The 24339-nt window shown below is 73.4% G+C and carries 21 protein-coding genes; 12 read left to right on the top strand and 9 right to left on the bottom strand.

Annotated features, from left to right (window positions below):
* Positions 1 to 120: 120 nt before the first annotated feature.
* Entirely contained in the window at positions 121 to 1167 is a 1047-nt protein-coding gene (locus OHL10_RS10520; RefSeq protein ID WP_265522159.1) for a LacI family DNA-binding transcriptional regulator, read from the top strand.
* Positions 1168 to 1237: 70 nt separating this feature from the next.
* Here OHL10_RS10520 and OHL10_RS10515 read toward each other — a convergent pair whose 3' ends face one another.
* Positions 1238 to 5140 (bottom strand): PQQ-dependent sugar dehydrogenase, encoded by a 3903-nt coding sequence (locus OHL10_RS10515; RefSeq protein WP_265522158.1) that lies wholly within the window; start codon positions 5138 to 5140, stop codon positions 1238 to 1240.
* 232 nt (positions 5141 to 5372) lie between these two features.
* Between OHL10_RS10515 and OHL10_RS10510 the strand changes: the two genes are divergently transcribed.
* Entirely contained in the window at positions 5373 to 6521 is a 1149-nt protein-coding gene (locus tag OHL10_RS10510) for a D-alanine--D-alanine ligase family protein (protein WP_265522157.1), read from the top strand.
* 28 nt (positions 6522 to 6549) lie between these two features.
* Here OHL10_RS10510 and OHL10_RS10505 read toward each other — a convergent pair whose 3' ends face one another.
* Positions 6550 to 7065: a DUF3515 family protein gene (locus tag OHL10_RS10505; RefSeq protein ID WP_265522156.1), complete on the bottom strand. Its 516-nt coding sequence runs from the start codon at positions 7063 to 7065 to the stop codon at positions 6550 to 6552.
* A 39-nt stretch (positions 7066 to 7104) separates the two neighbouring features.
* Here OHL10_RS10505 and OHL10_RS10500 point away from each other — a divergent pair, with 39 nt between their 5' ends.
* Positions 7105 to 8124 carry a thiamine-phosphate kinase gene (locus tag OHL10_RS10500; RefSeq protein ID WP_265522155.1) on the top strand — a complete coding sequence of 340 codons (1020 nt, stop codon included), beginning with the start codon at positions 7105 to 7107 and terminating at the stop codon, positions 8122 to 8124.
* 39 nt (positions 8125 to 8163) lie between these two features.
* On the opposite strand, the gene OHL10_RS10495 is transcribed toward OHL10_RS10500, so the two are convergent.
* The gene (locus tag OHL10_RS10495; RefSeq protein WP_265522154.1) at positions 8164 to 8679 is read right to left on the bottom strand and encodes a GNAT family N-acetyltransferase; all 516 of its coding nucleotides are present in this window, start codon (positions 8677 to 8679) and stop codon (positions 8164 to 8166) included.
* Between the two features lie 157 nt (positions 8680 to 8836).
* Complete coding sequence (gene rpmB, locus OHL10_RS10490) at positions 8837 to 9028, bottom strand: 50S ribosomal protein L28 (protein ID WP_265522153.1); 192 nt, start codon at positions 9026 to 9028, stop codon at positions 8837 to 8839.
* A gap of 282 nt (positions 9029 to 9310) precedes the next feature.
* On the opposite strand from rpmB, the gene OHL10_RS10485 reads away from it, so the two are divergent.
* The 3 genes from OHL10_RS10485 to rsmD are packed head-to-tail and all read left to right on the top strand — an operon-like array spanning position 9311 to position 13935.
* On the top strand, positions 9311 to 11029 hold the full coding sequence (locus tag OHL10_RS10485; RefSeq protein WP_265522152.1) for a DAK2 domain-containing protein: 1719 nt from the start codon (positions 9311 to 9313) through the stop codon (positions 11027 to 11029).
* A complete protein-coding gene (locus OHL10_RS10480) occupies positions 11026 to 13314 on the top strand; it encodes an ATP-dependent DNA helicase RecG (protein ID WP_265522151.1) in 2289 nt (762 codons plus the stop codon). Before OHL10_RS10485 ends, OHL10_RS10480 begins: the two co-directional genes overlap by 4 nt.
* A 9-nt stretch (positions 13315 to 13323) precedes the next feature.
* Complete coding sequence (gene rsmD / locus OHL10_RS10475; RefSeq protein WP_265522150.1) at positions 13324 to 13935, top strand: 16S rRNA (guanine(966)-N(2))-methyltransferase RsmD; 612 nt, start codon at positions 13324 to 13326, stop codon at positions 13933 to 13935.
* Here rsmD and OHL10_RS10470 read toward each other — a convergent pair.
* Positions 13860 to 14666 (bottom strand): GNAT family N-acetyltransferase, encoded by an 807-nt coding sequence (locus OHL10_RS10470; protein WP_265522149.1) that lies wholly within the window; start codon positions 14664 to 14666, stop codon positions 13860 to 13862. The two genes, rsmD and OHL10_RS10470, sit on opposite strands and share 76 nt — an antisense overlap.
* Positions 14667 to 14747: 81 nt before the next feature.
* Here OHL10_RS10470 and coaD point away from each other — a divergent pair, with 81 nt between their 5' ends.
* From coaD to mutM, 6 genes are all read left to right on the top strand, one after another.
* Complete coding sequence (gene coaD, locus OHL10_RS10465) at positions 14748 to 15299, top strand: pantetheine-phosphate adenylyltransferase (protein WP_265522148.1); 552 nt, start codon at positions 14748 to 14750, stop codon at positions 15297 to 15299.
* Complete coding sequence (locus OHL10_RS10460; protein ID WP_265522147.1) at positions 15296 to 15826, top strand: ATP synthase subunit B family protein; 531 nt, start codon at positions 15296 to 15298, stop codon at positions 15824 to 15826. The genes coaD and OHL10_RS10460 overlap by 4 nt, the downstream gene beginning before the upstream one ends.
* A gap of 228 nt (positions 15827 to 16054) precedes the next feature.
* Entirely contained in the window at positions 16055 to 16603 is a 549-nt protein-coding gene (locus tag OHL10_RS10455; RefSeq protein WP_265522146.1) for a YceD family protein, read from the top strand.
* A gap of 2 nt (positions 16604 to 16605) precedes the next feature.
* The gene (gene rpmF, locus OHL10_RS10450) at positions 16606 to 16800 is read left to right on the top strand and encodes a 50S ribosomal protein L32 (RefSeq protein ID WP_265522145.1); all 195 of its coding nucleotides are present in this window, start codon (positions 16606 to 16608) and stop codon (positions 16798 to 16800) included.
* Between the two features lie 29 nt (positions 16801 to 16829).
* The gene (gene rnc / locus OHL10_RS10445; protein ID WP_265522144.1) at positions 16830 to 17603 is read left to right on the top strand and encodes a ribonuclease III; all 774 of its coding nucleotides are present in this window, start codon (positions 16830 to 16832) and stop codon (positions 17601 to 17603) included.
* Complete coding sequence (gene mutM, locus OHL10_RS10440) at positions 17596 to 18537, top strand: bifunctional DNA-formamidopyrimidine glycosylase/DNA-(apurinic or apyrimidinic site) lyase (protein ID WP_265522143.1); 942 nt, start codon at positions 17596 to 17598, stop codon at positions 18535 to 18537. The genes rnc and mutM overlap by 8 nt, the downstream gene beginning before the upstream one ends.
* Before the next feature lie 66 nt (positions 18538 to 18603).
* On the opposite strand, the gene OHL10_RS10435 is transcribed toward mutM, so the two are convergent.
* The 4 genes from OHL10_RS10435 to cydB are packed head-to-tail and all read right to left on the bottom strand — an operon-like array spanning position 18604 to position 24314.
* Complete coding sequence (locus OHL10_RS10435) at positions 18604 to 19545, bottom strand: phosphoglycerate dehydrogenase (protein ID WP_265522142.1); 942 nt, start codon at positions 19543 to 19545, stop codon at positions 18604 to 18606.
* A gap of 31 nt (positions 19546 to 19576) precedes the next feature.
* Positions 19577 to 21412: a thiol reductant ABC exporter subunit CydC gene (gene cydC, locus OHL10_RS10430; RefSeq protein WP_265522141.1), complete on the bottom strand. Its 1836-nt coding sequence runs from the start codon at positions 21410 to 21412 to the stop codon at positions 19577 to 19579.
* Positions 21409 to 23160, bottom strand: a complete 1752-nt coding sequence (gene cydD, locus OHL10_RS10425; RefSeq protein ID WP_265522140.1) for a thiol reductant ABC exporter subunit CydD — start codon at positions 23158 to 23160, stop codon at positions 21409 to 21411. The genes cydC and cydD overlap by 4 nt, the downstream gene beginning before the upstream one ends.
* Positions 23157 to 24314 carry a cytochrome d ubiquinol oxidase subunit II gene (gene cydB, locus OHL10_RS10420; protein WP_265522139.1) on the bottom strand — a complete coding sequence of 386 codons (1158 nt, stop codon included), beginning with the start codon at positions 24312 to 24314 and terminating at the stop codon, positions 23157 to 23159. The genes cydD and cydB overlap by 4 nt, the downstream gene beginning before the upstream one ends.
* Positions 24315 to 24339 lie beyond the last annotated feature (25 nt).

The raw sequence follows: 24339 nt of genomic DNA, 5'->3' as shown, positions 1-24339 counted from the left end.
CGCTTTCGTAAGCGCTTTCGCTACAGTACGCTGACCAGGTGGATGTGGCAAGCATCGCACTCGGACGATGGTGTCCGGAGAATGGGCTGAGCCCGGACGAGCGGAGCGGATGTGCGTCGAGTGAGTCGTCCCGCAGCGGAGCGGATCGCACCGCGCCTCGTGGACGTGGCGGAGAGCGCCGGCGTCTCCCTCGCCACGGCGTCGCGTTCGCTCTCGGGCAGCGTCGGCGTGTCCGAGGAGGTCGCCGCCCACGTGCGCGAGGTCGCGGCGCAGCTGGGCTATGTCGCGAACCTCCACGCTCGCACGCTCGCCGGCGGGAGGACGTCGGTCGCGGGCCTCATCGTCTACGAGATCGGGGACCCCTACTTCGCCGAGATCGCGAGCGGCGTCGTGCGCGTGGCGGGTGAGCACGGGTGGAGCGTGCAGATCAGCCACACCGAGCGCGACCCCGCCGCGGAGGTGGCGCAGATCCGCCTCCTGCGGGCCCACCGGGTCGGCGCGATCGTCGTGGCCGGGTCCGGCTACGTCGAGCCATCGATGGAGGAAGAGGCCGGGCGCGAGCTCGCGGCGTTCCAGGAGTCCGGCGGCCGTGTCGTCGTCGTCGGCCGGCACCACCTGCGGTGCGACGCCGTCCTGACGGACAACGAGGCCGCGGGGGAGAGCCTCACGCGGCACCTGCTCGAGCTCGGGCACCGGCGCCTCGCGGTGGCCGCAGGCCCCGCGCACCTGACCACGATCGTCGACCGGCTCGCAGGAATCCGCACCGCCGCTGCGGGGCACGGGCTCGACCCCGACGGACTGCCGGTCGTGCACGCGCCCTTCACCCGAGAGGGTGGCCGGGACGCGGCGCGCCGGCTGCTGGACGAGCACCCAGGGACGACCGCGATCCTCGCGCTCAACGACGCGATGGCGACGGGGGTGCTCTCGATCCTGCGGGAGCGGGGCACCCCGGTGCCGCAGGAGGTCTCGGTCACCGGGTTCGACGACATCCAGGTGGCCCAAGACCTTGCACCCGCGCTCACCACGGTCCGCCTGCCGATGAGCGAGATCGGCGCGGTCGCCCTCGAGATGGCGTTGCGGCCGCCGTCGGCCCGTCCGCGGCGCCGTTCGACGGGCCACGTGCTCGTCGTCCGTGACTCGACCGCACCTCCGCGCGGCCGGGACTGACGACCGGACGGCCCGACGAGCGAGGGGGTGAGCGGTCCGACCGCCCACCCCCTGGCTCGTCGCCGCGGTCCTATTCGCAGGTCAGCGCGCCATGCTCCACCACTGTCTCGGACGTCACCTCCACACCCTCGACGGTCGCGGACGCGGTCACGGTGACCGTCCCGGCCTCCACGGACTGCGCACGGACGGCGAACGCCTGGTACACGACGCGGCCGGGTGCGACGTCCTGCACGGTGCGGGAGCCGTGCGGCGTCGACAAGGTCACGTCGGTCGGCACGTCCGACGTGTTCGTCGCCGAGACCGCCACGTAGGCCTTCCCTGCGAGGCACCTGGGGGTCGCCGCGACGTCCACGGTCGGCCCGGCGGGCTCGTCGTCGGCCGTGGTGACCACGAGGTCGCGGAGGCGGCCGACGTTGTCGAACGAGCCGAAGCCGACGCGACCCTCGGTGAAGGTCGTGTCGTTCGCCGTGAGGAGCGGGGTGTCGAGCCCGTCGACGTAGACGGCGACGTCGCCGCTGTCCGCACAACGGACGACGCGCACGTCGTGCCACTCCTCGTCCGTGACGGCCGGCGGAGCGCCGACCGTTCCGTCCCACTGGTCGTCGATCCGCTCCCGGTCGGCACCGTCGACCTTGAAGATGCCGTTGTGGGCGTAGATCGTGTTGTCCTGGGAGAGGTGGGCGTAGTAGTACTCCGTGTCCGACTGCCACCCGAACACGACGATGACGTCCCGGTTGTTCACGGACGCGGGCGTATCGAGCCGGACCTCGGCCTCGAGCTCGAACGACCCGAGCTCAGGCCCCTCCGTCAGGACGGCGTACTCGAACGGACGGCGGATCCCGTCGTTCGGGTTGGTCCCGGCCTCCGCGAGGACGATCTCGTCCCCGGGGAACTGCCACTTGGCGGGCGTCCGCGGTGTCCAGCTCTCCGCACCCATGACGTCCGTGATCTGCTCACCCGCCGGGACGCAGGACGGCGGTGCGGGCGGTGCTGGCGGCTCGGCACCGAACAGCGCGTACTGCGCGGCGACCTGCTCGGGCGTCGGTGCGACGTCGAGGAACATGAGGTCGTCCATGCGTCCGGTGAAGGGGTTGGACTCGCGCGTGTTCTGCGGGTAGCTCCCGCCGATCTTGATGCCGGCCGGATCTGTCGGGGACGTCGAGCCCGAGCCCCAGGGGTTCGCCGAGGACGTGTACTCGCCCTCGAGCTCCTCACCGTTCATGAACAGCCGCATCTCGCCGCCCGCGAAGTCGAACGTCGCGGCCAGGTGGACCCAGCGACCTCGCTCGAGGATCTCGTCCCACGGCAGGTCCGCTGCGAACGTCCACGACCCGGCGCCGTCCACCCGACGGCCCAGCGCGACGAGCTTGAGCTCCCCGCCGACCGTGATGACCTCGAGGAGCGCGCGCACCGCGTGCCCGTCCGAGGTGCCCGTGAGGACCCCGGCCAGCCCGATCGCGCCGTACCGGTCGTCCGGGTTCGCCGTCCCGGAGTTCAGGGCGGGGAGCTCGCCGGTCGGCTTGAACCACCCCATGACCGAGATCTCGTCGGTGTCCGCGAACGCGCCGAGCGAGTCGACGCCGTCGGGGTCGTAGACGCCCGCCTTCCAGTCGTCGTTCGACACCGTGCGCGGGCTCATCTGCTGCGTCTGCAGCGCCTCACCCGCACCGGGGTAGGCGCGGTCCACGACCCGCATCTCGACCCCGCCGTTGACGAGCTCGATCGGGGTGCCGGACCAGCCCTGGTCCGCCTCCCGGGTCGGATCGCCCTCGACCGGGTGGTCGAAGTCGTAGTGCGCGACGAGGTGCGGCGCGAGCTCCGGGAGCGCGACCGGCGACGACGCGCCGACGTGCCGGGCCCCGGTGACCTTCCAGATCTTCCCGTTCGCCTTGGCGACCAGGTAGAGCTCGCCCGACGCGTCGGCCCCGAACCGCAGGTCCACCCGGGAGTCGCCGACGAGCTGCTGGAACGACGTCTCCTGACCGTCGTGGAAGACCCGCAGCTGCTCGATCGGCGCGAGGTCGTCGGGGTCGCCGTCGCCGCGGACCATCTCGTCCGAGTCGGCGGAGAGCACCCACCCGCGCACCAGGTCGGTGAACAGGTACCTGCCCTCGAGCTCGGGGATCTCCCCGCGATAGACGAACCCGCCGTTGAGCGCGACGCCCGCGTCACCCGTCTGTCCGGGGTCGCGGTTGTGGTCGTACGCCGCCACGGGATAGGTGAAGCCATTCTCGGCATCGTCGGCCGGCAGGGGGTAGATCTGCCGGTTCTCCGCCCGGAACGGACCCTCCCGCTCGGACCAGCCGAAGTTGTCTCCGGCCTCCACCGCGTAGACGGACTCGATCTGCCACTCGCCGATGTGCCCCATGTACATCGTGTGGTCGCCACCGGTGTCCCAGCTGATGCGGTGGGGGTCCCGCATGCCGACGGCGTAGATCTCGGGCAGCGCGCCGGGCTCGTCGAGGAACGGGTTGTCGGCAGGGATGCCGTACTCACCGTTCGCGCTGTCGTCACCCAGGGGGTCGATCCGGAAGATCTTCCCCTGCGGTGTCGCAAGGTTCTGCGGGTTGCCGTTGCCGACGCCGTTGCCGCCGTCGCCGACCAGGACGTACAGGTTGCCGTAGTCGGCGTCACCGGCCTCGACGGTGGGGTTGAAGGCGATCTGCTGCACCGTGTGCACCCGCCCGGCGAACGGCACCCGCAGGACCTCGCGGTGCGTGCCCTCGAAGACCTCGGCGGCGGGGTCGGTCGCGGTCCACTCGGTGACGACGCTGTGGAACGCCGTGTTGCCGTACCCGGGGAAGTCCGGGGTGTCCCCGGTGAGCGCGCTCCCGGCTTCGGTGTGCACCGTGTAGAACCGCCCGTTCTCGGCGAACTCGGGATGGAACTCGGCGGATCCGAGCCCGGTCCCCAGGCCAGCGCTGTTGTGATAGTTGTCGATGAAGACGTCCCGGACGTTGAGGTAGGGCACGTGCTCGCCCGTGTCCTTGTCGACCAGGTAGAGGATCTCGTTGTTGTCGGGGACCATCAGCCGCCCCGAGCCGTCGGGCACCTCGTCGAGGTGCGTGATGCGGTTGTGGCGCACGAGGCGCTGGTCCTGAGCCGCGGGCGTGGTCTGCGACGCCGGCAGCTGGGCGAGCTCGGTCACCTCGATGCCGAGGGTCGACGGGGTGGGATCGGGCAGCGGGTTGACCAGCGGTGCGTCCGGCTGGGTGCCGCCGGCGGCGCAGTCGGCGGGGTTCCCGGTCGGGACGGCGAGGTTCTCGGCGGCCACGTCCACGGCGACGTCGTCGAGCATGAGGCGCCCGGCGCTGCTCGCGCCGTTGATCCAGAAGAACCGGTCGAGGGCACCGTTGACGGCCTGGCGGAAGCCGAACTGCTCCACGGTCCCCTCGGGCAGGCGGGTGATCTCCTCGTACGGGCCGCCCTGGCTGTAGACCGCGACCTCGTCGGCCGCGTTGTCGGCGACGATCCACACGCACTGCCAGGTGTCGCGCGACCACACCCCGGCGGGCTTGAACGCCCCGCCGTCGCGGACGAGCATGACATCGGTGTTCTGGTTGTTGACGTAGGCGCGGCTGTGCGGGTAGTCGGACGGCGCGTCGACGTCGGTGAGGCCGAACGACGTGTCGACGCTGCCCGTCCGCAGGAAGCGGAAGAAGAGCGTGCCGGTGTCGCCGTCGGCGATCTCCGGGACGGCGCGGTAGGCCCTCTGGCCGCCCCCGACCATCTCCAGGACCTGGTTGTTCGCGTTGAGCGGGTCGGCGACGACCTGGGCCGCGCCCGAGGCCGTCCATCCGTCCTGCCCGCTGAGCGCGGTGCGTGCGTAGCTCTCGAAGCTGAGGATCTCGGTGAATCCTTCATCGGCCGATTCTGCGGCCGCCGGTGGTCCGAGGAGGGTGACACCGAGTGCGGCCGCGAGAGCGGCTGCCAGGCCCACCTTTCTCCGTCGGGCCGAGTGCGCTGACGTCATCGTCTGCTCCTTGTCGTCGGGTGTTGCTGCCACGACCACTGGTGCTGCTGCCCGGACACGGCTCTGCGGGTACTTCTCGGGTGTGTCCTGTGCACGTCGGTGTGCACGCCTCCCGAGGGTATGGAAAGGGCTTTCCCGCTGTCAAGAGAAGGAGTGCGGGGGTCGTGGGCGCCCGGAGGTGCGAGGCTCGTCGGCGCGGTGACAGGGCCTCGTTCCGGTAGGGTCGTCCGCGATGTCCAGCCAGATTCCGCAGCCCGCCGCGTCCGCCGCTGCCCGCAAGCCCCGTGTCCTCCTGCTGTTCGGTGGGCGCTCGGGTGAGCACGCCATCTCCGCCGCCACCGCGGCGGGGGTGCTGCGCGCCATCGACCGCGAGAAGTACGACGTCGTGCCCGTCGGCATCACCCGCACCGGCCAGTGGGTCCTCGCGGCCGACGAGCCCGAGCGCTGGGAGATCTCCGGCGGCCGGTTGCCCGAGGTCACGGCCACAGGCGGCGAGGTCATCCTCCCGCTCGCGACGGGTCAGCGTGAGCTGCGCGTCCTGGAGCCAGGGGAGCTCCCCCGTGAGCTCGGCGAGGTCGACGTCGTCTTCCCGCTGCTGCACGGCCCGTTCGGTGAGGACGGCACGCTCCAGGGCATGCTCGAGCTCGCCGACGTGCGCTACGTCGGCGCGGGTGTGCTCGCCTCGGCGGTGGGCATGGACAAGCACTTCATGAAGCTGGTCCTCGCGGGCCAGGGGCTGCCCATCGCGCCGTACACCGTGATCCGGCCGGGGGAGTGGGAGCGCAACCCGCAGGCGTGGACCCAGACCGTCGAGTCGCTCGGCCTGCCCGTGTTCGTCAAGCCGGCGCGGGCCGGGTCGAGCCTCGGGATCACGAAGGTCGACGACCTCGCGGACCTGCCCGCGGCCATCGCCGAGGCGGCCCGCCACGACCCGAAGATCGTCGTCGAGGCCGGGGTCTTCGGCCGTGAGATCGAGTGCGCCGTGCTCGGCGGCCGCGGTGGCGCGCGGGCTCGTGCGTCGCTGCCCGGCGAGATCGTCGTCACCGACGACAAGCACGGCTTCTACGACTTCGAGGCGAAGTACCTCGACGAGGCCGGCGTGCAGCTCTCCTGCCCCGCGGACCTGCCGCAGGACGTCATCGACGAGGTGCGTGAGCTCGCGGTGCGCACGTTCGAGGCGGTCGGCGCCGAAGGGCTCTCCCGGGTGGACGTGTTCGTCACGACCGACGGCCAGGTCGTCGTCAACGAGATCAACACCATGCCCGGGTTCACGCCGTTCTCCATGTATCCGCGCATGTGGCAGGCGTCCGGCCTGCCCTACCCGGAGCTCATCGACGAGCTGATCCGGCTCGCCCTCGAGCGGCCAACCGGCCTGCGCTGACGCCCGCCCGTCGTGGGCGCTGTGGTGCTCACGTGCAGGCGCGCTCCTGCGGGACGGCCAGCACGGCCTCGTTGATGTCGGCGACGAACGACGTCGAGCGGTTCTCGGCGACGGCGGGCGGCACCTGCACCTCGACGGCCGGGTCCCGGCCGTAGGTGACGAACGTCCACGTACCCGCCTCGTCGGTCAGGACGATCCAGTCGACCGTCCCCGAACCGCTCTCGACCGCCTGGCACGACGTGTTCGGTCCGGGTGGCTCGACTCCGCAGCGCAGCGTCACCGCGGCGCCCGGCTCGCCCCACGCCACGGTCGCCTGGCTGTTGGTCCGCAGCTTGGCCAGCCCGGGAGCGTCGCCGAGCTCGTCCGGGAGCGAGAGGACGACCCTCGCGCACAGCGGGTCCGCGGCGTCCGCCGCCACCGGCACGCCGATGGTCGGGGTGCACGCCCCCACGAGGGCGGTCAGCGCGAGCGTCACGACGGCGGCTGCCGTCCGGCGCGCCGGGCGTGCGGAGGAGGGGCGTGGGGTCCGGTGGTCGTCGAGCACGCGACCACCGTAGCCGCCCGCAGCGACTAGGGTGGCGCCGTGAGACCACCGGGCGACGAGCGACTGATCCGCGGGACCGCCGAGGAGGATCTCCTCGCCACGATCTTCCCCCTCCTGCCCGACGGCGCAGCGACGCTCGTCGGGCCGGGCGACGACAGCGCCGTGGTCCGGGCGCCCGACGGACGCTTCGTCGTCTCGACCGACGTGCTCGTCGAGGACCGCCACTTCCGCTCGCGCTGGTCGACGGGGTACGACGTCGGATGGCGTGCCGCGATGCAGAACCTCGCGGACATCGCGGCCATGGGCGCGCGGCCGACGTCCCTCGTCGTGTCGCTGGTGATGCCGGGCGACCTCGAGGTCGAGTGGGTGACGCAGCTGGCGCGCGGGCTCGCCGCGGCCTGTGCGCCCAGCGGCGCGGCCGTGGTGGGCGGCGACCTCTCCGGCGGTGTCCAGGTGGTCGTCGCCGTGACGGTGCACGGCGACCTCGAAGGACGGGAGCCCGTGCTGCGCTCGGGCGCCCGGCCCGGTGACGTCCTCGCCCACGCCGGGCACCTGGGCCGCTCGGCGGCGGGGCTGGCGCTGCTCGACGCGGACCTGCCCGACCTCGACCCCGAGCTCGTCGACGCCTACCTGCGACCGGACCCGCCGCTGCGCGCGGGCCCGTCAGCGGCGGTCGCGGGCGCGACCGCGATGATGGACGTCTCGGACGGGTTCCTGCGCGACGGCACACGGCTCGCCCGCGCGAGCGGCGTGCTGCTCGACGTCGACTCGGGCGCGCTCGGGGAGGACACCGGGCGGCTGACCGTAGCCGCCGCGCGGCTGACGTCGGAGGACGAGCACGCAGCGGTGCGCCCGCTCGTGGTCGACTGGGTCCTGACCGGCGGCGAGGACCACGGGATGCTCGCCACGTTCCCGCCCGGTGTGCCGCTGCCCGAGGGATTCCGCGCCGTCGGGCGTGTACTGGAGCCGCCGGGCACCGGGAGCGTCAGCGAGCGCGTGCTGGTCGACGGGGCCGCCCCGACGGCGCACGGGACAGGGTGGGACCACTTCGGGACCTGACGCGGGCGAGCCCGTGCGCCGGTCGGTCCGGGACGTGACTCAGGGGCGCCGGAAGCGGACCTCGGTGAGGTCCTTGCCGCCGATGTCCTCGCGGCGCTCGACACCGTCGGGCTGGAAGCCGTGGCGGCGGTAGAAGTGCTTCGCGCGTTCGTTGTCGGCCAGCACCCACAGCGAGACCGGGGTGCCCGGGGGGACTTCGCCGAGCATGGTCCGCATGAGGTCACGGGCCACGCCGCGTCCCCAGGCCTCCGGGTCGAGGTAGATCGCGTAGATCTCGAGGTCGCCGTCCTCGGCGTCCTCGTCACGTGACGGACCCAGGTTCGCGAACCCGAGGGCCCGGCCGTCAGCCTCGGCGACCCAGAGCGACCCCTCGCCGCCCGAGAGGATCTTGGCCCAGAGCTCTTCACGCTGGTCGACGTCCAGAGAGGCGAGGTACTCGTCAGGGACGATGCCCGCGTAGGCACCACGCCACGAGGCGATGTGCACCTGGGCGATCACCGCCGCGTCCCGGGGTGTCGCCGTCCGGATCGTGACCTCGCTGAGTTCCGTCGCCATGGTGAAAGCGTGCCACCGACCTCACGGAACGCCAAACACGTTTGTCCCGATCTTCAGGAGATCTCCGCAATGTGGGGCTGGGGGCGAACGGGGGTACGACGACGGAACGCCCGCCAGGAGATCCCCGGCGGGCGTTCCGTCGTCAGAGCTGAGCGGCTCAGGCGTGGCGTGTGACCTTGCCGGCCTTGAGGCACGAGGTGCACACGTTGAGACGCTTGGGCGTGCCCGAGACCACAGCGCGCACGCGCTGGATGTTCGGGTTCCAGCGACGCTTCGTGCGGATGTGAGAGTGCGAGATGCTGTGCCCGAAGCCCGGGCCCTTGCCGCAGACGTCGCAGTTGGCAGCCACGGTTTCTCCTGATCGTCGTGCACGGCCCGCGGCATGGCAGCGGGACGTATGAAATGGTCTGTGGGTATCGGGCGACGGTCAGCGCGTGTGCTGACCTGCCCTGTTGCCGATGACGTACAGGCAACCTCGATAGAGTAGCCGATGGGGAGGCCCGGCCTCAAGTGAGGCTCCGTCCGCACGTCGTCCAGCCGCTGTCGGGCGGTGCGCGCCGGGCCGCTGACCGCCGTGCGCACTACGGTGGTCGGCACCTGCCCGAGCCGCCGACCAAGGAGTCCCCCTGACGTGACCGGACCGTCCGACGTCATCGATCCCGCCACCGTGCGGCTGTGGGTCCGACGAGCCGTCGACGTCCTCGGGCGTGCTCGGCGGGAGATCGACCGTGCGAACGTCTTTCCCGTCGCGGACGCCGACACGGGCACCAACATGTACCTCACCCTGCTCGAGGGGCGGCGAGCGGTCGACGACCTGCACGACGACGCGGGTGTGGTCGAGCTGTTGCGCGCGCTGGCGCGTGGTGCGCTGCTCGGCGCGCGGGGGAACTCCGGGGTGATCCTCAGTGAGTACCTGCGCGGTCTGGCTGCTGCCGCGAGCGACGAGCCGGGCACCGCGGTGCCGGTCGACCGGGAGGTCGTGCTCGGTGCGCCCGTCGTGGTGCGTGCGCTGCGCTCGGCGTCCGAGGCGGCGTCCCGAGCCGTCGCAGACCCGGTGCCGGGCACGATCCTCACCTCGGCGGCCGCGGCGTCTGACGCAGCGGTGGCCGCGACGTCTGGTGCTGATGCGCTCCAGAGCGCGGACGGCGTCAGCGTGCTCGTCGTGCTGACCGCGGCGTGCGACGGGGCGCTGGCCGCGCTGCGGCGCAGTCCGCGCGAGCTGGACGTGCTGGCCCGGGCAGGGGTGCTGGACGCTGGGGCGTTCGGGCTCGTGCTGGTGCTCGACGCGTTGCGGGCGGCCGTCGACCCGGCGGCGGTGTCGGAGGCTGAGGGCACGATGCGGGTCATGTCTGCCGGTGCCCGCGACTCGACCACGCCCGGTCCTCTGCGCGATTCCCTTCCGGACTCCCGTCCCGACCTCGCAGGACGTCCGGAGCTCGTCGACGGCGAGTTCGAGGTGATGTTCGTCCTCGAGGAGTCGGAGCGCGGTGCGCACGGTGAGCCCGGGGCCGACCTCGCCGCGCTCGTGCGGGACGGTCTCCAGCAGCTCGGGGAGTCCGTCGTCGTGGTGGGCGGAGCGGGCGGCGCACCCGGCACGGGGGCGTGGCAGGCGCACGTGCACACCGACCACCCGGCCCAGGCGATCGACGTCGGTCGGCGCGCGGCGGTCGGGCGCGCGCGGCTGCGGCAGGTGTGCGTCCGTCACCTCCCCGGCCTCGCGCACGAGCACGGCACCCCCGTGGCCGGTGCCTCGGACCACGGTGTGCCGACGACGTTCGGGGAGGGGCTGGGTGTCGTGGCGGTCACGTCGGCGCCCGGGCTCGTGCCCGATCTGGCGCGCAGCGGTGCGGTCGTGCTCGTGACGGCCGACGGCGGCCGCGCCCCCGCGTCGGCCGAGGTGCGCCGCGTCGTCGTCGACGCGGGTACCGCCCGGGTGGTGGTCCTGCCCGGTGGCGTGGACGTCGCCGAGGTCGCCCGGCGCGTCGCCACCGACCGGGACGCGCTCGGGGGCGTCGAGGTCGACGTGCTCGACGCGCCGACCGACCTGCACGTGGTCGCGGCGCTGGCCGGCGCCCAGCTCGCGGAGGACGGGCACCAGGCCGCGATGGTGCGGGCGCTGGCCCAGGTGCGTGCCGCGCGCGTGACACCGGACGGCGAGGCCGTGCTCTCGGTGCTCGACGACCTGCTGTCGGACGCCCCGGAGGTGCTGACGGTGCTGCCGGGGCTGGCGGTGGATCCGGCGGTGGTGGAGATCGTGGCCGGGATCGCGCGCAGCCGTGTGCCCGGGATCGAGGTCGTGGTGCTGTCGTCGGGACGCGACGAGGCGCTGATCGAGCTGGGGGTCGAGTGAGCACCGAGGACGCGCCGGACCGGCTCGCGGAGCCGCTGACGAAGGTGCTGGGCACGCGCAGCTCGAAGCCGCTCGAGAAGCTCGGGCTGCGCACCACCGGGGACCTCCTGCGCCACTACCCCCGCAGGTACGGCGACCCGGGCCGGCTCACGGACCTCGCCGGGCCGGCGATCGGTGAGCACGTCACGGTCATCGCGCAGGTCGCGCGGGCGACGGTCCGCTCCATGCGCAACCGCCAGGGTGCGCTCCTGCAGGCGGTCGTGACCGACGGCACGCACGAGCTGTCCCTGACGTTCTTCGGCAAGCACCCGCGAGCCCTCGCGCCGCACGAGCAGCGGCTCGTGCCGGGCACCATGGGGATGTTCACGGGGGTGGTCAGCGCCTACCAGGGCACGCGGCAGCTGACGCACCCGGACTACAAGCTCATCGGTGTGGACGTCGACGACGAGGACAGCGCGATCGTCGAGGCGAGCCGTCCGATCCCGATCTACCCGGCGAGCGCGAGCACACCGAGCTGGAAGATCCAGTCGTCGGTCCGCACCGTGCTGGACCCGTTGCAGCCCGCGGAGGTCCCCGACCCGGTGCCGGCCGAGGTTCGCACGGAGCGCCGGCTGCCGGGTCGGCTCGAGGCGCTGCGCGACGTGCACGAACCGTTCGACGAGCGGCAGTGGCGGCGCGGTCAGCACCGGCTGCGGTACGAGGAGGCCTTCGTCCTGCAGTCGGCGCTCGCGCAGCGCCGTGCCCGCGCGATGGCGCACGAGGCCACGGCACGCCCGCTCCTGCCGGCGGACCCGCAGGCCGACCGGCCGACCCACAGACCCAGCCTCCTCGCCGACTTCGACGCCGGGCTGCCGTTCACGCTGACGTCCGGTCAGCGCGAGGTGGGGGAGGAGATCTCGGCCGAGCTCGCGCAGCCGCGGCCCATGCAGCGCCTGCTGCAGGGCGAGGTGGGTTCGGGCAAGACGGTGGTCGCGCTGCGCGCGATGCTCCAGGTCGTCGATGCCGGCGGCCAGGCTGCGCTCCTTGCCCCGACCGAGGTCCTCGCCGCGCAGCACGCCCGGACGTTACGGGCGCTCCTCGGCCCGCTCGCCGACGGAGGGCTGCTGGGCGGTGCCGAGCACGGCACGCGGGTGGCGCTCCTGACGGGTTCCCTCGGGGCCGCGGCCCGCAAGGAGGCGCTTCTGGACGCCGCGAGCGGGGCCGCCGGGATCGTCGTCGGCACGCACGCGCTGCTCGGTGAGCACGTGCAGTTCGCCGACCTGGGTCTGGTCGTGGTCGACGAGCAGCACCGGTTCGGCGTGGAGCAGCGCGACGCGCTGCGGGCCAAGGCGCGCACCAGCCCGCACCTGCTCGTCATGACGGCCACACCGATCCCCCGGACGGTCGCGATGACGGTCTTCGGCGACCTGGAGACCTCCACCCTCACCGAGATCCCTGCGGGGCGTGCCGGGATCACGACCCACGTCGTCCCCGCCGACAAGCCCGCCTGGATGGACCGCACCTGGGCGCGGGTCCGCGAGGAGGTCGACGCCGGCCACCGCGCCTACGTCGTGTGCCCGCGGATCCACCCCGACGACCCGGACGCCACGAGCCGTCCGGCCCGGGCAGCGGACCCCGAGTTCGACGAGGTCCCGGAGTTCCTCGAGCTCGAGGAGACGTCCGAGCGCGCGCCGCTGCGCGCCGTCCTGGAGGTCGCCGAGGAGCTCGCGTCGAACCCCCGCCTCTCCGGGCTGGCGATCGGTGTGCTGCACGGGCAGATGGCGCCGGCGGACAAGGAGCGGATGATGGCCGACTTCGCGGCGGGCACCGTCCAGGTCCTCGTCTCGACGACCGTGATCGAGGTCGGGGTCGACGTGCCGGAGGCGACCGTCATGGTCGTCTACGACTCCGAGCGGTTCGGCCTGTCCCAGCTCCACCAGCTGCGGGGCCGCGTGGGGCGCGGGAGCGCGCCGGGGCTGTGCCTGCTGGTCTCGACGGCGGCACCCGGCACCCCGGCCGCGGTCCGGGTGGAGACGCTGGCCGCCACGACCGACGGGTTCGAGCTCGCGGCCGTCGACCTGAGCCTGCGCAGCGAGGGCGACGTGCTCGGCGCCGCCCAGTCGGGGCGGACCAGCTCCCTGCGCCTGTTGCGCGTCGTCAAGGACGCCACCCTCATCGAGCAGGCCCGCGCCGACGCGGCGCAGGTCGTCGGGACCGACCCGGAGCTCGCCGACCACCCGGCGCTGCGCGCGGCGATCGCGGAGGCGCTCGACCCGGAGCGTGAGGAGTTCCTCGAACGTGCCTAGGCTGGGTCCGTGACACGGATCGTGGCCGGTACGGCCGGCGGGCGGACCCTGCAGGTTCCGCCGAGGGGCACCCGCCCGACGAGCGACCGCGCCCGGGAGGCGATCTTCTCCCGCCTCGAGCACTACGGGGTGGTCGCGGGCGCGCGCGTCCTCGACCTGTACGCCGGTACCGGGGCGCTCGGGCTGGAGGCGGCGAGCCGCGGGGCCCGGCACGTGGTGCTGGTCGAGGCTGCGCGCGTCGCGGCCCAGGTGTGCCGGTCGAACGCACGCGCGCTCGACCTGCCCGGTGTCGAGGTCGTCCAGGACAAGGCGGAGCGTTACGTCCAGGTCCCGCCGGACCTCCCGTGGGACCTCGTGCTCCTGGACCCGCCCTACGACCTGGGCGAGGACGCCCTCGCGGTGGTCCTCGACCAGCTCGCGAGGCCTGGCGCCCTGCTGCCGGACGCCGTCGTCGTGGTGGAGCGCTCGACGCGCAGCCCCGCGCCGGTGTGGCCGGGGACGTGGGAGCTGTTGGTCCGCAAGGACTACGGGGAGGCTGCTGTCTACTACGCGGGACCGGTCGAGGCCGAGGCGCCCGGATCAGTGGCGGACGGGTCCGGGGAGCCTGCCCAGGCCGTCTGAGGCGCGTGCGCGGTGGCGGCGTCGAGCTCGGCGACGGGTACGCGTGCACGGTCGAGGTCCGCGGGCTCCACCAGCTCCACCCGGTCGCCTGACACGGCGTCGAGGAGAGCACGGGTGGCCTCGTCGTCGGCCACCACTCCCTCGGCCGCCACCAGGAGCTCCTCGAGGAAGACCCGCACCGGGCCTGCCGGGACGCTCGAGGCCTCCGGCTCCGCGGAGCGCAGCACCATGAGCAGCAGCGCAGGCACCCGCGGGGCGCCCGGGGCGTTGCCGGGCTGGAAGTACGGGACGGGCAGCACCCGCGCGCCGTGCCGCGCGTAGAAGCGTAGGCGGGCCGACGGGTCGCCGTGCGCCTCGCTCGCGTCGTGGTGACCGGGGTGCTCGACCTCCGCGAGGACCAGCACGGGGTCCAGCGTCGCCTGCCACTCGTCGAGCGCCGCCGTGAGGAGCCTCGAGCCGATGCCCCCGCCCCGGTGACCGGGAGCGATGGCCAGGTACTCCAGGAGCAGGACCCCCGAGGTCGCCGACCAGGACCCGACGGCGCCCGCCACGACCGCGCCGTCGGACACGACCCCGACGCTGCGGGACCGGCCCGTCGCGTGGCCTCCCAGGAAGTCGTCGAGGTGCACGAGCTCCGCGGGCGGGAACGACGGGCTGAGCACGTCCCGGTGCAGCGCGGTGAGATCGTGCGTCGAGGTCAGCGGGACGACGGGCAGACGGGCGGAGTCCATGACGCCATCCTCGCCCGGGCGACGACGCGCCCGCACCCGGGGCGCCCTGCGAGACAGGCCCTGTGTACTACCGTGACGACCGTGAGCACCGCCGTCTGTCCCGGATCGTTCGACCCGATCACGCTCGGCCACCTCGACATCGTCCGGCGCGCCCGCTCGATGTTCGACGAGGTCGTCGTCGGGGTCGCGCAGAACTCCTCGAAGAACGTCCTCCTCGACGCCCCGCGCCGGGTCGAGCTGGCCCGGGCCGCGCTGGCCCGCAGCCCCGGCCTCGCCGACGTCCGGGTCGAGATCGTGCCCGGCCTCCTCATGGACTTCTGCCGCGAGGTAGGTGCCGTCGCGGTCGTCAAGGGCCTGCGCGGCGGCGCCGACTTCGACGCCGAGCTGCCGATGGCGCTCATGAACCGGCACCTCGCGGGCGTCGAGACCGTCTTCGTGCCGGGCGACCCGCGGCTCGCTCACGTGGCGTCCTCGCTCGTCAAGGACGTCGCCCGGTTCGGCGGGCCGATCGAGGACCTCGTCCCGCCGGGCGTCGCGCCTGCGGTGCACGCGGCGCTCGCGGCCCGCGGCGTCGTGAACGACGGGGCGCGAGCGGACATCGATCGTGGGACCACGGAAGGGGCAGGACGATGAGCGCGGTCGGGACGAGCGGGAACGAGCCGGGAGCCGGGGGCGAGGAGCAGGAGGTCGAGGCCGGCCTGCACACCATCCTCGACGACCTGACCCACCTCGTGGAGTCGGCGCGGGCCATGCCGATGTCTGCGTCGGTGCTGGTGAACAGGTCGGACGCCCTCGCGCTGATCGACGAGCTGCGCGATGCCCTGCCGGAGCAGCTCGCGCACGCCGACGAGGTGCTCGCGGAGGCGGACCGGGTGCTGGAGGACTCCCACCGGCAGGCGGAGGAGATCCTCACGACCGCCCGTGCCCGGGCGATCGAGCTCGTGCAGGCGGAGCAGGTCGTCGCGCAGGCGCAGTCCCGCGCCCACGAGATCGTGGATGACGCCCAGCGCACCGCCACGGAGCTCCGCGTGGACGCGGACGACTACTGCGACCGTCGGCTCGCCGAGTTCGAGGTCGATCTGGGCAAGGTCATGGCGCAGGTGCAGGCCGGCCGGGCCAAGCTCGCGGAGCGCCTGGACGGCACGACCGAGCGCGACTGAGCGCGCGATGTGACGAACGCGACGTCGGGCCCGGGGTCGTTTGGGACGGTGCTGCACATGCCGTAGGATTGTCCGTTGGTCCTGCCGAACACGGCGCGGGCCGTGGCCAGCACGTCGCCGCCCCCTGGGCGCCGTCGTGCACGCCGAGACCTCGACACCCGGGCCGACCGTCGTCCGCCCTGACACCCCGCGGAGCACCTCATCACTCTCGACCCTCGTTCGCCGCTCGTGCTCGACACGCACGAGCTCGGTCGACGTCCCGGTTCGATGATGCGGGTGCAGCGCACCGTCGACGCCCCGGCAGACCTCGGTACCGTCGTGATCGGCATCCCCGAAGGCACGGACCTCGACCTGGACCTGCGGTTCGAGGCCGTGATGGAGGGCGTCCTCGTCTCCGGAGAGATCCGTGGTGGCGCGGTCGGTGAGTGCGTGCGGTGCCTGGACGCGGTGACGGCAGACGTCGTCGTCGACATCCAGGAGCTGTTCGCCTACCCGGAGCGCGCCAAGGCCGCGGAGGAGTCCGGCGACGACGAGGAAGAGGTCTACGAGCTCGACGGCGACCTGGCCGACGTCGAGCCCGCGCTACGGGATTCGGTGGTCACTGCACTACCATTTCAACCGGTGTGCCAGCCGGACTGCCCCGGTCTGTGCTCCGAGTGCGGAGCGCGGCTCGCGGACGACCCGGAGCACACGCACGAACTTGTCGACCCCCGGTGGTCGGCGCTGAAGAGCATGCTCGACGATTCGAGCGTGTCCGACGAGACGAAAGAGAGCTAGCCGTGGCTGTTCCGAAGCGCAAGATGTCGCGCAGCAACACCCGTGCGCGTCGTTCGCAGTGGAAGACCACCGCCGCGAACCTCACCACCTGCCCGCAGTGCAAGGCTGACAAGCTGTCGCACGCGGCGTGCCCGACGTGCGGTACCTACAAGGGTCGCCAGTACGCCGAGGCGCTGCGCACCGAGCACGCAGGCTGAGCCTGCGGCTCGATCCGGCATCGCCGACAGTGACTTCGTCGTCCTCGGGACCGTCAGCGTCCTCGGCATCGCCGGCCGGTCTTCTCAAGAAGCTCGGGGTCCATCTGGACCCCGAGCTTCTTGTGCTGTCGTTGACGCACCGCTCGTTCGCGCACGAGAACGGTGGCATCCCGACGAACGAACGCCTCGAGTTCCTCGGCGACACGGTGCTCGGGCTGGTGGTCACCGAGGCGCTGTACCGGCGTCACCCTGACCTCTCGGAGGGTGAGCTCGCGAAGATGCGGGCCGCGACCGTCTCGCAGAAGGCGCTGGCCGCGATCGCCCGGACCCTCGGGCTGGGTCGCTACGTGCTGCTCGGCAAGGGGGAGGTGCGCACCCGCGGGTTCGACAAGGACTCGATCCTCTCCGACACGGTCGAGGCGCTCATCGGCGCGACCTACCTCAGCCACGGCCTGGAGATCACCCGCGGGCTCGTGCACCGGCTCGTCGACCCGACGCTCGCCGTCGCCGCCGACCTGGGTGCGGGCCTGGACTGGAAGACCTCCCTGCAGGAGGCCGCCGCGGCCGCCGGGCTCGGTGCGCCGTCCTACTCCAACGAGGCGTCCGGCCCGGACCACGCCCGGATGTTCACCTCGTCGATCCACCTGGGCGGTCGTGTGTACGGCACGGGCACGGGCACGGCGAAGAAGTACGCCGAGCAGCAGGCGGCCGAGCGGGCCTACCGCGCGCTGCGCGAGGAGTCTGCCGCAGCGGCACCCGCCCACGACGCTCCCGCCGACCAGGCCGAGAAGCCGGGTGCCTGAGCTCCCGGAGGTCGAGACCGTCCGGGACGGTCTCGTGCGGCACGCCGTGGGTGGCGTCGTGCGGGACGTCGAGGTCCTGCGGGACTACAGCATCCGGCGGCACGACGGCGGCGCGAGCGCCTTCCGCGGCCAGCTCGTCGGCCGTCGCCTGGTCGCCGCGGCCCGCCGCGGCAAGTTCCTCTGGCTCCCGCTCGGCGAGCCCGGTGGTGGCGACACTCAGGCACCCGGCCCGGCGGCGGCGATGATGGCGCACCTCGGGATGTCCGGGCAGCTGCTCGTGCGGTCCGGGGAGCAGCTCGACGTCCGGTCGTCACACCTGCGGGTGCGCCTGCTCCTGGACGTCGGGGCAGAGCCGGTCGCGCTGGACTTCGTCGACCAGAGGACGTTCGGCCACCTGTCGGTGACCGACCTGGTCCCGACGCCGGACGGTGCGTCCGGGGGGCAGGGCTCGCCCTTCGCCACGGTGCCGGCCCCCGCGGTGCACATCGCCCGCGACCTGCTCGACCCCGCGCTCGACCGGGACGCCGTCGTGCGGGCGATCCGCGCCCGGCGCACCGGGATCAAGCGTGCGTTGCTCGACCAGCGCCTCGTGTCGGGGATCGGGAACATCTACGCCGACGAGGCGCTGTGGCGTGCAGGGCTGCACTACGCGCGCGCGACCGACACCCTGCGCGCCGCGCAGGCCCGGCAGGTGCTCGACGCCGCGGAGGAGGTCATGCGCGAGGCCCTGGCCCAGGGAGGCACGAGCTTCGACGCCCTGTACGTCAACGTCAACGGCCGCTCCGGGTACTTCTCGCGCTCGCTCGCCGTCTACGGCCAGGAGGGGCAGCCATGCCCGCGCTGCGGGTCGCTCGTGCGGCGCGACGAGTTCATGAACCGCTCGTCGTTCACGTGCCCCACCTGCCAACGCCGGCCCCGCGCCGGCCGCTGGTAGCACCCTGCCGCTGAGTGCGGGAGAACGGCGCGGTCGAATCGTTCTGACCGCGCCGCTTCCATGCACTCAGCGGGGGACGACGTTGCGCAGCTCGCGGCCGGAGCGGAGTGCGGCGAGGTTGTCGTTCACCAACGCCGCGGCGCCGCGTGGACGGTTGCCCGCCACGTGCGGTGTGAGGACGAGGTTCGGTGCGTCCCACAGCGGGGAGTCGGCGGGCAGGGGCTCGGTCTCGGTGACGTCGAGCGCGGCGCCGCCGAGCCGACCGTCGCGCAGGGCGTCGCCGAGCGCGGTCTCGTCCACGGTCGCACCGCGGCCGACGTTGACGAACCACGCGTGCGACGGCAGCAGACCGATGACCTCGGCGTCCAGGGCGTGCCGGGTCGACGGCAGCGCCGGGAGCAGGGACACGAGCAGGTCGGCGTCGGCGAGGACGGCGGGCAGGTCGGTGCGGGTGACGACCGGGACGCCGTGACGCTCGCCCGCGCTGTTCGCGACGCCCGTGACCCGGGCACCGAGCGCGGACAGCAGCGGCGCGAGCCGGCCGGCGATCGACCCGAAGCCCCAGATCACGACGTGCGCGCCGGCGAGCGTGTACCGCTGCGCGGTCGTGGGGTCCGCCTGGGCGCGGTTGAGAGTCGTGTCCCAGCGCCGCTCGCGCTGGGCCGCCCCGAGCAGGTCGAGCCGGCGCACGGCCGCCAGGACCAGCGCGAGCGTGTGCTCGGTGACGGTGGCGTCGTGCAGCGAGCGTCCGGAGGTCACGAGCACCTGCGGGCCGAACCCCGCACCGAGCACGGCGTCCGGCCCGGCGGCCAGCGTCTGCACCCATCGCAGCCGGGTCAGGCGCGCGGCCGCGTCGGCGAGGTTCTCCGGCGTGTTGCCCCAGACGACGAGCACCTCGGCGTCGGCGTCGTCGTCCGCGAACGGTGCCGACACGTCGTAGGCGGCCACCTCGTCCTCGGGCATGAGGTCGAGGTCGAGAGGGAAGGTGCGGGGGACGAGGATCTTCACGGCTCCGACGCTATCGCGGCGGCCGGTCGCCTCAGGTCACCTGCACCCCGCTCTGCTCGCGGTCGAGCGCCCAGCGGTAGGCCTCGACGTCGCGCACCAGGTCGGTGTGCGGGCCGCGGGCGACGACCGCCGCCGGTCCGCCGTCCGCGGGCTGCGCGAGCACGAGCACCTCGTCGACGCCGACCAGCGCGCTGAGCCGGTGGGTCGCGAGGAGCAGACCGCGTCCCCGCGAGCGGCACACCTCGACGAGCCGGGCGACGAGCGCGTCCGCGGTGGCCGCGTCGAGGTGCTCGGCCGGTTCGTCGACGAGCAGCAGCGGTGCCGGGGCCAGCAGCGCCCGCGCGACGAGGAGACGACGGCGCTCGCCGCCGGAGACGGTCGTCGCGTCCGGTCCCAGGGTCGTGCCCAGACCGTCGGGCAGGGCGTCGAGCCAGCCGACGAGGCCGACGTCGGCGAGCGCCTCACGCGCTTCCTCTGGTGTCACGTCCCCCCGGGCGACCCGGAGGTTCTCGAGCACGGTGGTGTCGAAGACATGCCCGTCCTCGGCGACGAAGACGACCTGTCGGGCGAGTTCGTCACCCGGGACGTCGTCGACGGCCACGCCGTCCAGCGTGACGGTTCCGGCCTGCGTCGGCACAAGACCCGCTGCGGTCATGAGCAGCGTGGACTTCCCGATGCCGGAGGGTCCGACGACGCCGACGGCGCGCCCGGGCCGCAGCACGAGATCGATCCCGGTCACGGCCGGGTCCCTGCCCCAGCCGCACGCCACCCCGTCGAGCCGGGCGACGGGCGCGGTGCCCTCTGCCGTGCCGCCGCCGTGGACGGTCGAGCCCACGGGGGCGCTGTCCGCCACGGGAGCGTCGTCGGCAGCGGGCTCGGCGCCGTCGAGCATCGCCATGATGCGCTGGGCGGCGATCCGGGACCGGCGCAGCTGCACGGCCGCCGCGGGCAGGACGGTGGCGACCTCGAACACGGCGAGCGGGGTGAGCACGACGACGGACAGCTCCGTCGCGGTGAGCGTCCCGGCGGTGATCGCGGGCAGCCCGAGCAGGAGCGCGGCGAGAACCGCCGTCCCGGTGGCCCCGGCGACGAGCCCGGCGGAGAGACCTGCGGTGCGGGCGCCGTCGTCGTTCGCGGCGGCGAACTCGCGGTCGGCGGCGCGCAGCGCGGCCGTGCGGGTCTCGAGCCGTCCGGAGACCGCGAGCGGGCCGGCGTTCTCGAGGAGGTCGAGGCAGGCCGAGGTCATGTCGGCGCGCGCGGCCGCGCCGCGCACCTCGATCGTGCGGGCGGCCCGGGCGGACAACCAGGGGCCCACCACCGCCGCGACGACCAGGCACGCGGCGAGGGCCAGACCAGCGGCCGGGAGGAACGCCGTGAGCAGCACGACCGACCCCGTGCCGACGACCACCGCGACGCCCGCGGGGATGAGCGCACGCACGACGACGTCCCCCACCGCGTCGACGTCCGCCCCGACCCGTGCGAGCAGGTCGCCGCGCCGGAGCGCGACGACGGTGCCCGGGCGCCCGGCGGCGAGCGCGGCGTAGAGGTTGGCCCGCAGGACGGCCATGCCGCGCAGCGCGACGTCGTGGGACGCAAGCCGTTCGAGGTAGCGGAAGATGCCACGGGAGATCCCGAACGCCCGGACGGACACGACCGCGACACCGAGCGTCAGCACGGGCGGCATCTGCGAGGCGCGGGCGATGAGCCACGCGGCGACGGCGGCGAGCGCGACCGAGCTGCCGAGCGCGAGCGACCCGAGCACGACGGCCTTCACGGTGCGGCCCCAGCGCACGTCGAGCAGACGGACAGCACGCCAGAGCGGGTCGGCGGCGAGACGGTCGCGCAGCCGACCGGCGGACGCGCTCATGAGCGCACCTCCACCCGGTCCCGCGCGTCTGCGGCTGACCCTGTGTCGACGCCTGACGTCGCCTCGACTGCTGAGGTCACCGTCACGACGGTGTCCGCGAGCGCCACAAGGCTCGCGCGATGGGCGACCACGACGACGGTGCGGCCCTGGTCGCGCCAGGTGCGCACGGCGTCGAGCACGGCCTCCTCGTCGTGGGCGTCGAGGTGCGCGGTGGGCTCGTCGAGGACGACGAGGGGCACGGCGGCGGGGTCGCCGAGCAGGGCGCTCGCGAGGGCGACGCGCTGGCGCTGGCCGACGCTGAGCCCGACGCCACCGAGGCCGACGGGTGTGTCCCAGCCCTGCGGGAGGCCGGCGACCACGTGGTCGAGCCCGGTGATGCGCGCGGCGCGGGCGAGGGCTTCGCCCGTGACCTGCCCGACGCCGTCGAGCACCGCGTCGCGGACCGTGCCGGGGGAGAGGGTGGGGCGCTGGGGGACCCAGGCGATCTGTGACCACCACGTCGCCGGGTCGAGGTCTGCCAGGTCGTGGCGCTCGCCCGCCGGGGTCGTGATGACGACCCGGCCGGCGTCGGGGGCGACCAGGCCGAGCAGGACCAGGGCCGCCGTCGTCTTGCCCGCTCCGCTCGGTCCGGTCAGGGCGACGACGGACCCGCGGCCACCGGCGGCGCGTCCTAGCGTCGCGGTGAGACCGGCGGGCGCGAGGACGTCACGGTCGCCGGCGCGCACGCTCACGTCGTCGAGGGTGATCGTGGCGCCCGCGAGCGCGGGGGCAGGGACCGTCCCGCGGGGCCGGACCGGCTCGTCGAGCACGTCGAACGCCTGCTGCGCCGCGGCGATGCCGTCGGTGGAGGCGTGGAAGTGCTGCCCGACCTGCCGCAGGGGCAGGTACACCTCGGGGGCGAGGACGAGCACGGCGATGGCGGGCTCGAGCCCGACGTCGCCGTAGACGAGGCGCAGGCCCACGCCGACCGCGACGACCGCGACGGACAGGGTCGTGAGCAGCTCGAGGACCATGCCCGAGAGGAACGCGACGCGCAGCGTCCCCATGGTGGCCTTGCGGTTCGCCTCGCCGAGCTCGCGCACCCGCTTCTCGGGGCCGCGTTCGCGGCCGAAGGCCCGCAGGGTGGGCAGTCCGGCGAGGAGGTCGAGCACCTGTGCGCCGAGCCGTTGCATGACGACGAGGCGTCGCTCCGAGGTCCCGGCCGTGAGCTGCCCGACGAGGATCATGAAGATCGGCACGAGGGGGATCGTCACGGCGATGACGACCGCGGAGATCCAGTCGAGGCCGAGCACGACGGCGAGAGCGGCCGGGGTGACGGTCGCGGCGAGGAGCAGCTGCGGCAGGTAGCGCACGAGGTAGGGCTCGAGGGCGTCGAGGCCGCGGGTCGCGAGCGTCGCGACCGCGGGGCCGCGGCCGGTGGCGAGCCACCGGGGCCCGAGGGCGACGGCGTGGGTGACGACCTGCTCGCGGAGCTCGGCGACGGTCCGTGCGGAGGCGCGCAGGGCGAAGCGCTCCTGCGCCCAGGCCGTGACGGCGCGGGCGGCGACGAGGGCGGCGAGCACGGCGAGCAGGGGCGCGGCGCGGGACGTGTCGAGGGTGCCCTGGATGGCCGGGGCGAGCACCGCCGCGATCGTCAGCGCCTGAGCGACGACGAGCGCGGCGGTGACGAAGCCGAGTGCCGCCGTGAGGACGACGTACCCGCGCGCGGCGCGCGCCTGCCGCAGCAGGCGGGGGTCGAGCGGCTTCACCCGCCACCGCCGCGCCGGGTGGCCGGGTCGTCCAGCGCGTCGTCGCGGCGGGTCTCGTCGACCGTGAGGTCGATCGACGTGGCGCTGCCGGACGAGGGACCGCCGAACGCCGCGTCGCGGAGCTTGCGCAGCGACAGGCCGATGGGAGCGGGGATGTCCTTCGTCGAGAGCCGACGCCGGAAGACCCAGTAGGTCCACGACTGGTAGGCGAGGACGACGGGGACGAGGATCACGGCGACCCACGTCATCACCGTCAGGGTGTAGGTGGTGGAGGACGCGTTGTCGATCGTCAGCGAGTTCGCCGGGTCGGTCGCGGGCATGACGTCGGGGTACATGGAGCCGAAGATCAGCACGACGGCGGCGAGGATCGCGGTGGCGGAGAGCGTGAACGCCCACCCCTCACGGCCTCGCGCGTTGGTGAGGATCACACCCACGAGGCTCGCCGCCGCGACGACGACGGCGGCCCAGGTCCAGGTGACCGAGTAGGCGACCTGGGCCCACACGGCCCAGCTGCCCGCCACCACGAGCGCGGCGACCGCGAAGTACCCGGCGAGGCGGCGGGCCTCGGCCCGGGTCTCGCCGTCGGTCTTGAGCGCGAGGAACACGGCGCCGTGCAGGAGGAAGAGCAGGAGCGTCACCGCGCCACCGAGGAGGGCGAACGGGCTCAGCAGGGAGAAGAAGCCGCCGACGAACTGGTGGTCGGCGTCGAGCTCGACGCCGCGCACGAGGTTCGCGAACGCGACCCCCCACAGGACCGCCGGGATCCAGGATCCGAGGATGATGCCCTGGTCGCAGCGGCGTGCCCACACCGGGTCGTTGATCTTGCCCCGGTACTCGAAGGCGACACCCCGCACGATGAGCGCGAGCAGGATGAGCAGGAGCGGCAGGTAGAACCCGGAGAAGAGGGTGGCGTACCACTCGGGGAACGCGGCGAACGTCGCACCTCCCGCCGTGATGAGCCACACCTCGTTGCCGTCCCAGACCGGGCCGATGGTGTTGATGGTGAGGCGGCGCTTGGTGTCCTTCGCGCGGGGGTCCCGGTCCCGGGACAGCACCGGCAGCAGCATCCCGACGCCGAAGTCGAAACCTTCGAGGACGAGGTACCCGGCCCACAGCACGGCGATGAGCAGGAACCAGACGGTCGTGAGCTCCATGTGTCTGAGATCTCCAGTCGTGTCG

The sequence above is a fragment of the Oerskovia flava genome (assembly GCF_026163685.1).
Taxonomy (GTDB): Bacteria; Actinomycetota; Actinomycetes; order Actinomycetales; family Cellulomonadaceae; genus Oerskovia_A; species Oerskovia_A flava.
The sequence above is the reverse complement of the archived record's forward strand: the minus strand, read 5'-3'. Positions and strand labels throughout refer to the sequence as shown.

What these genes read in the sequence shown, in the direction of transcription:
- OHL10_RS10495 (WP_265522154.1), bottom strand. Translation starts at nt 8,679, where the DNA reads ATGGCGACGGAACTCAGCGAGGTCACGATCCGGACGGCGACACCCCGG.
- cydC (WP_265522141.1), bottom strand. Translation starts at nt 21,412, where the DNA reads ATGAGCGCGTCCGCCGGTCGGCTGCGCGACCGTCTCGCCGCCGACCCG.
- OHL10_RS10515 (WP_265522158.1), bottom strand. Translation starts at nt 5,140, where the DNA reads ATGACGTCAGCGCACTCGGCCCGACGGAGAAAGGTGGGCCTGGCAGCC.
- OHL10_RS10460 (WP_265522147.1), top strand. Translation starts at nt 15,296, where the DNA reads ATGAGCGCGGTCGGGACGAGCGGGAACGAGCCGGGAGCCGGGGGCGAG.
- OHL10_RS10470 (WP_265522149.1), bottom strand. Translation starts at nt 14,666, where the DNA reads ATGGACTCCGCCCGTCTGCCCGTCGTCCCGCTGACCTCGACGCACGAT.
- OHL10_RS10510 (WP_265522157.1), top strand. Translation starts at nt 5,373, where the DNA reads ATGTCCAGCCAGATTCCGCAGCCCGCCGCGTCCGCCGCTGCCCGCAAG.
- cydB (WP_265522139.1), bottom strand. Translation starts at nt 24,314, where the DNA reads ATGGAGCTCACGACCGTCTGGTTCCTGCTCATCGCCGTGCTGTGGGCC.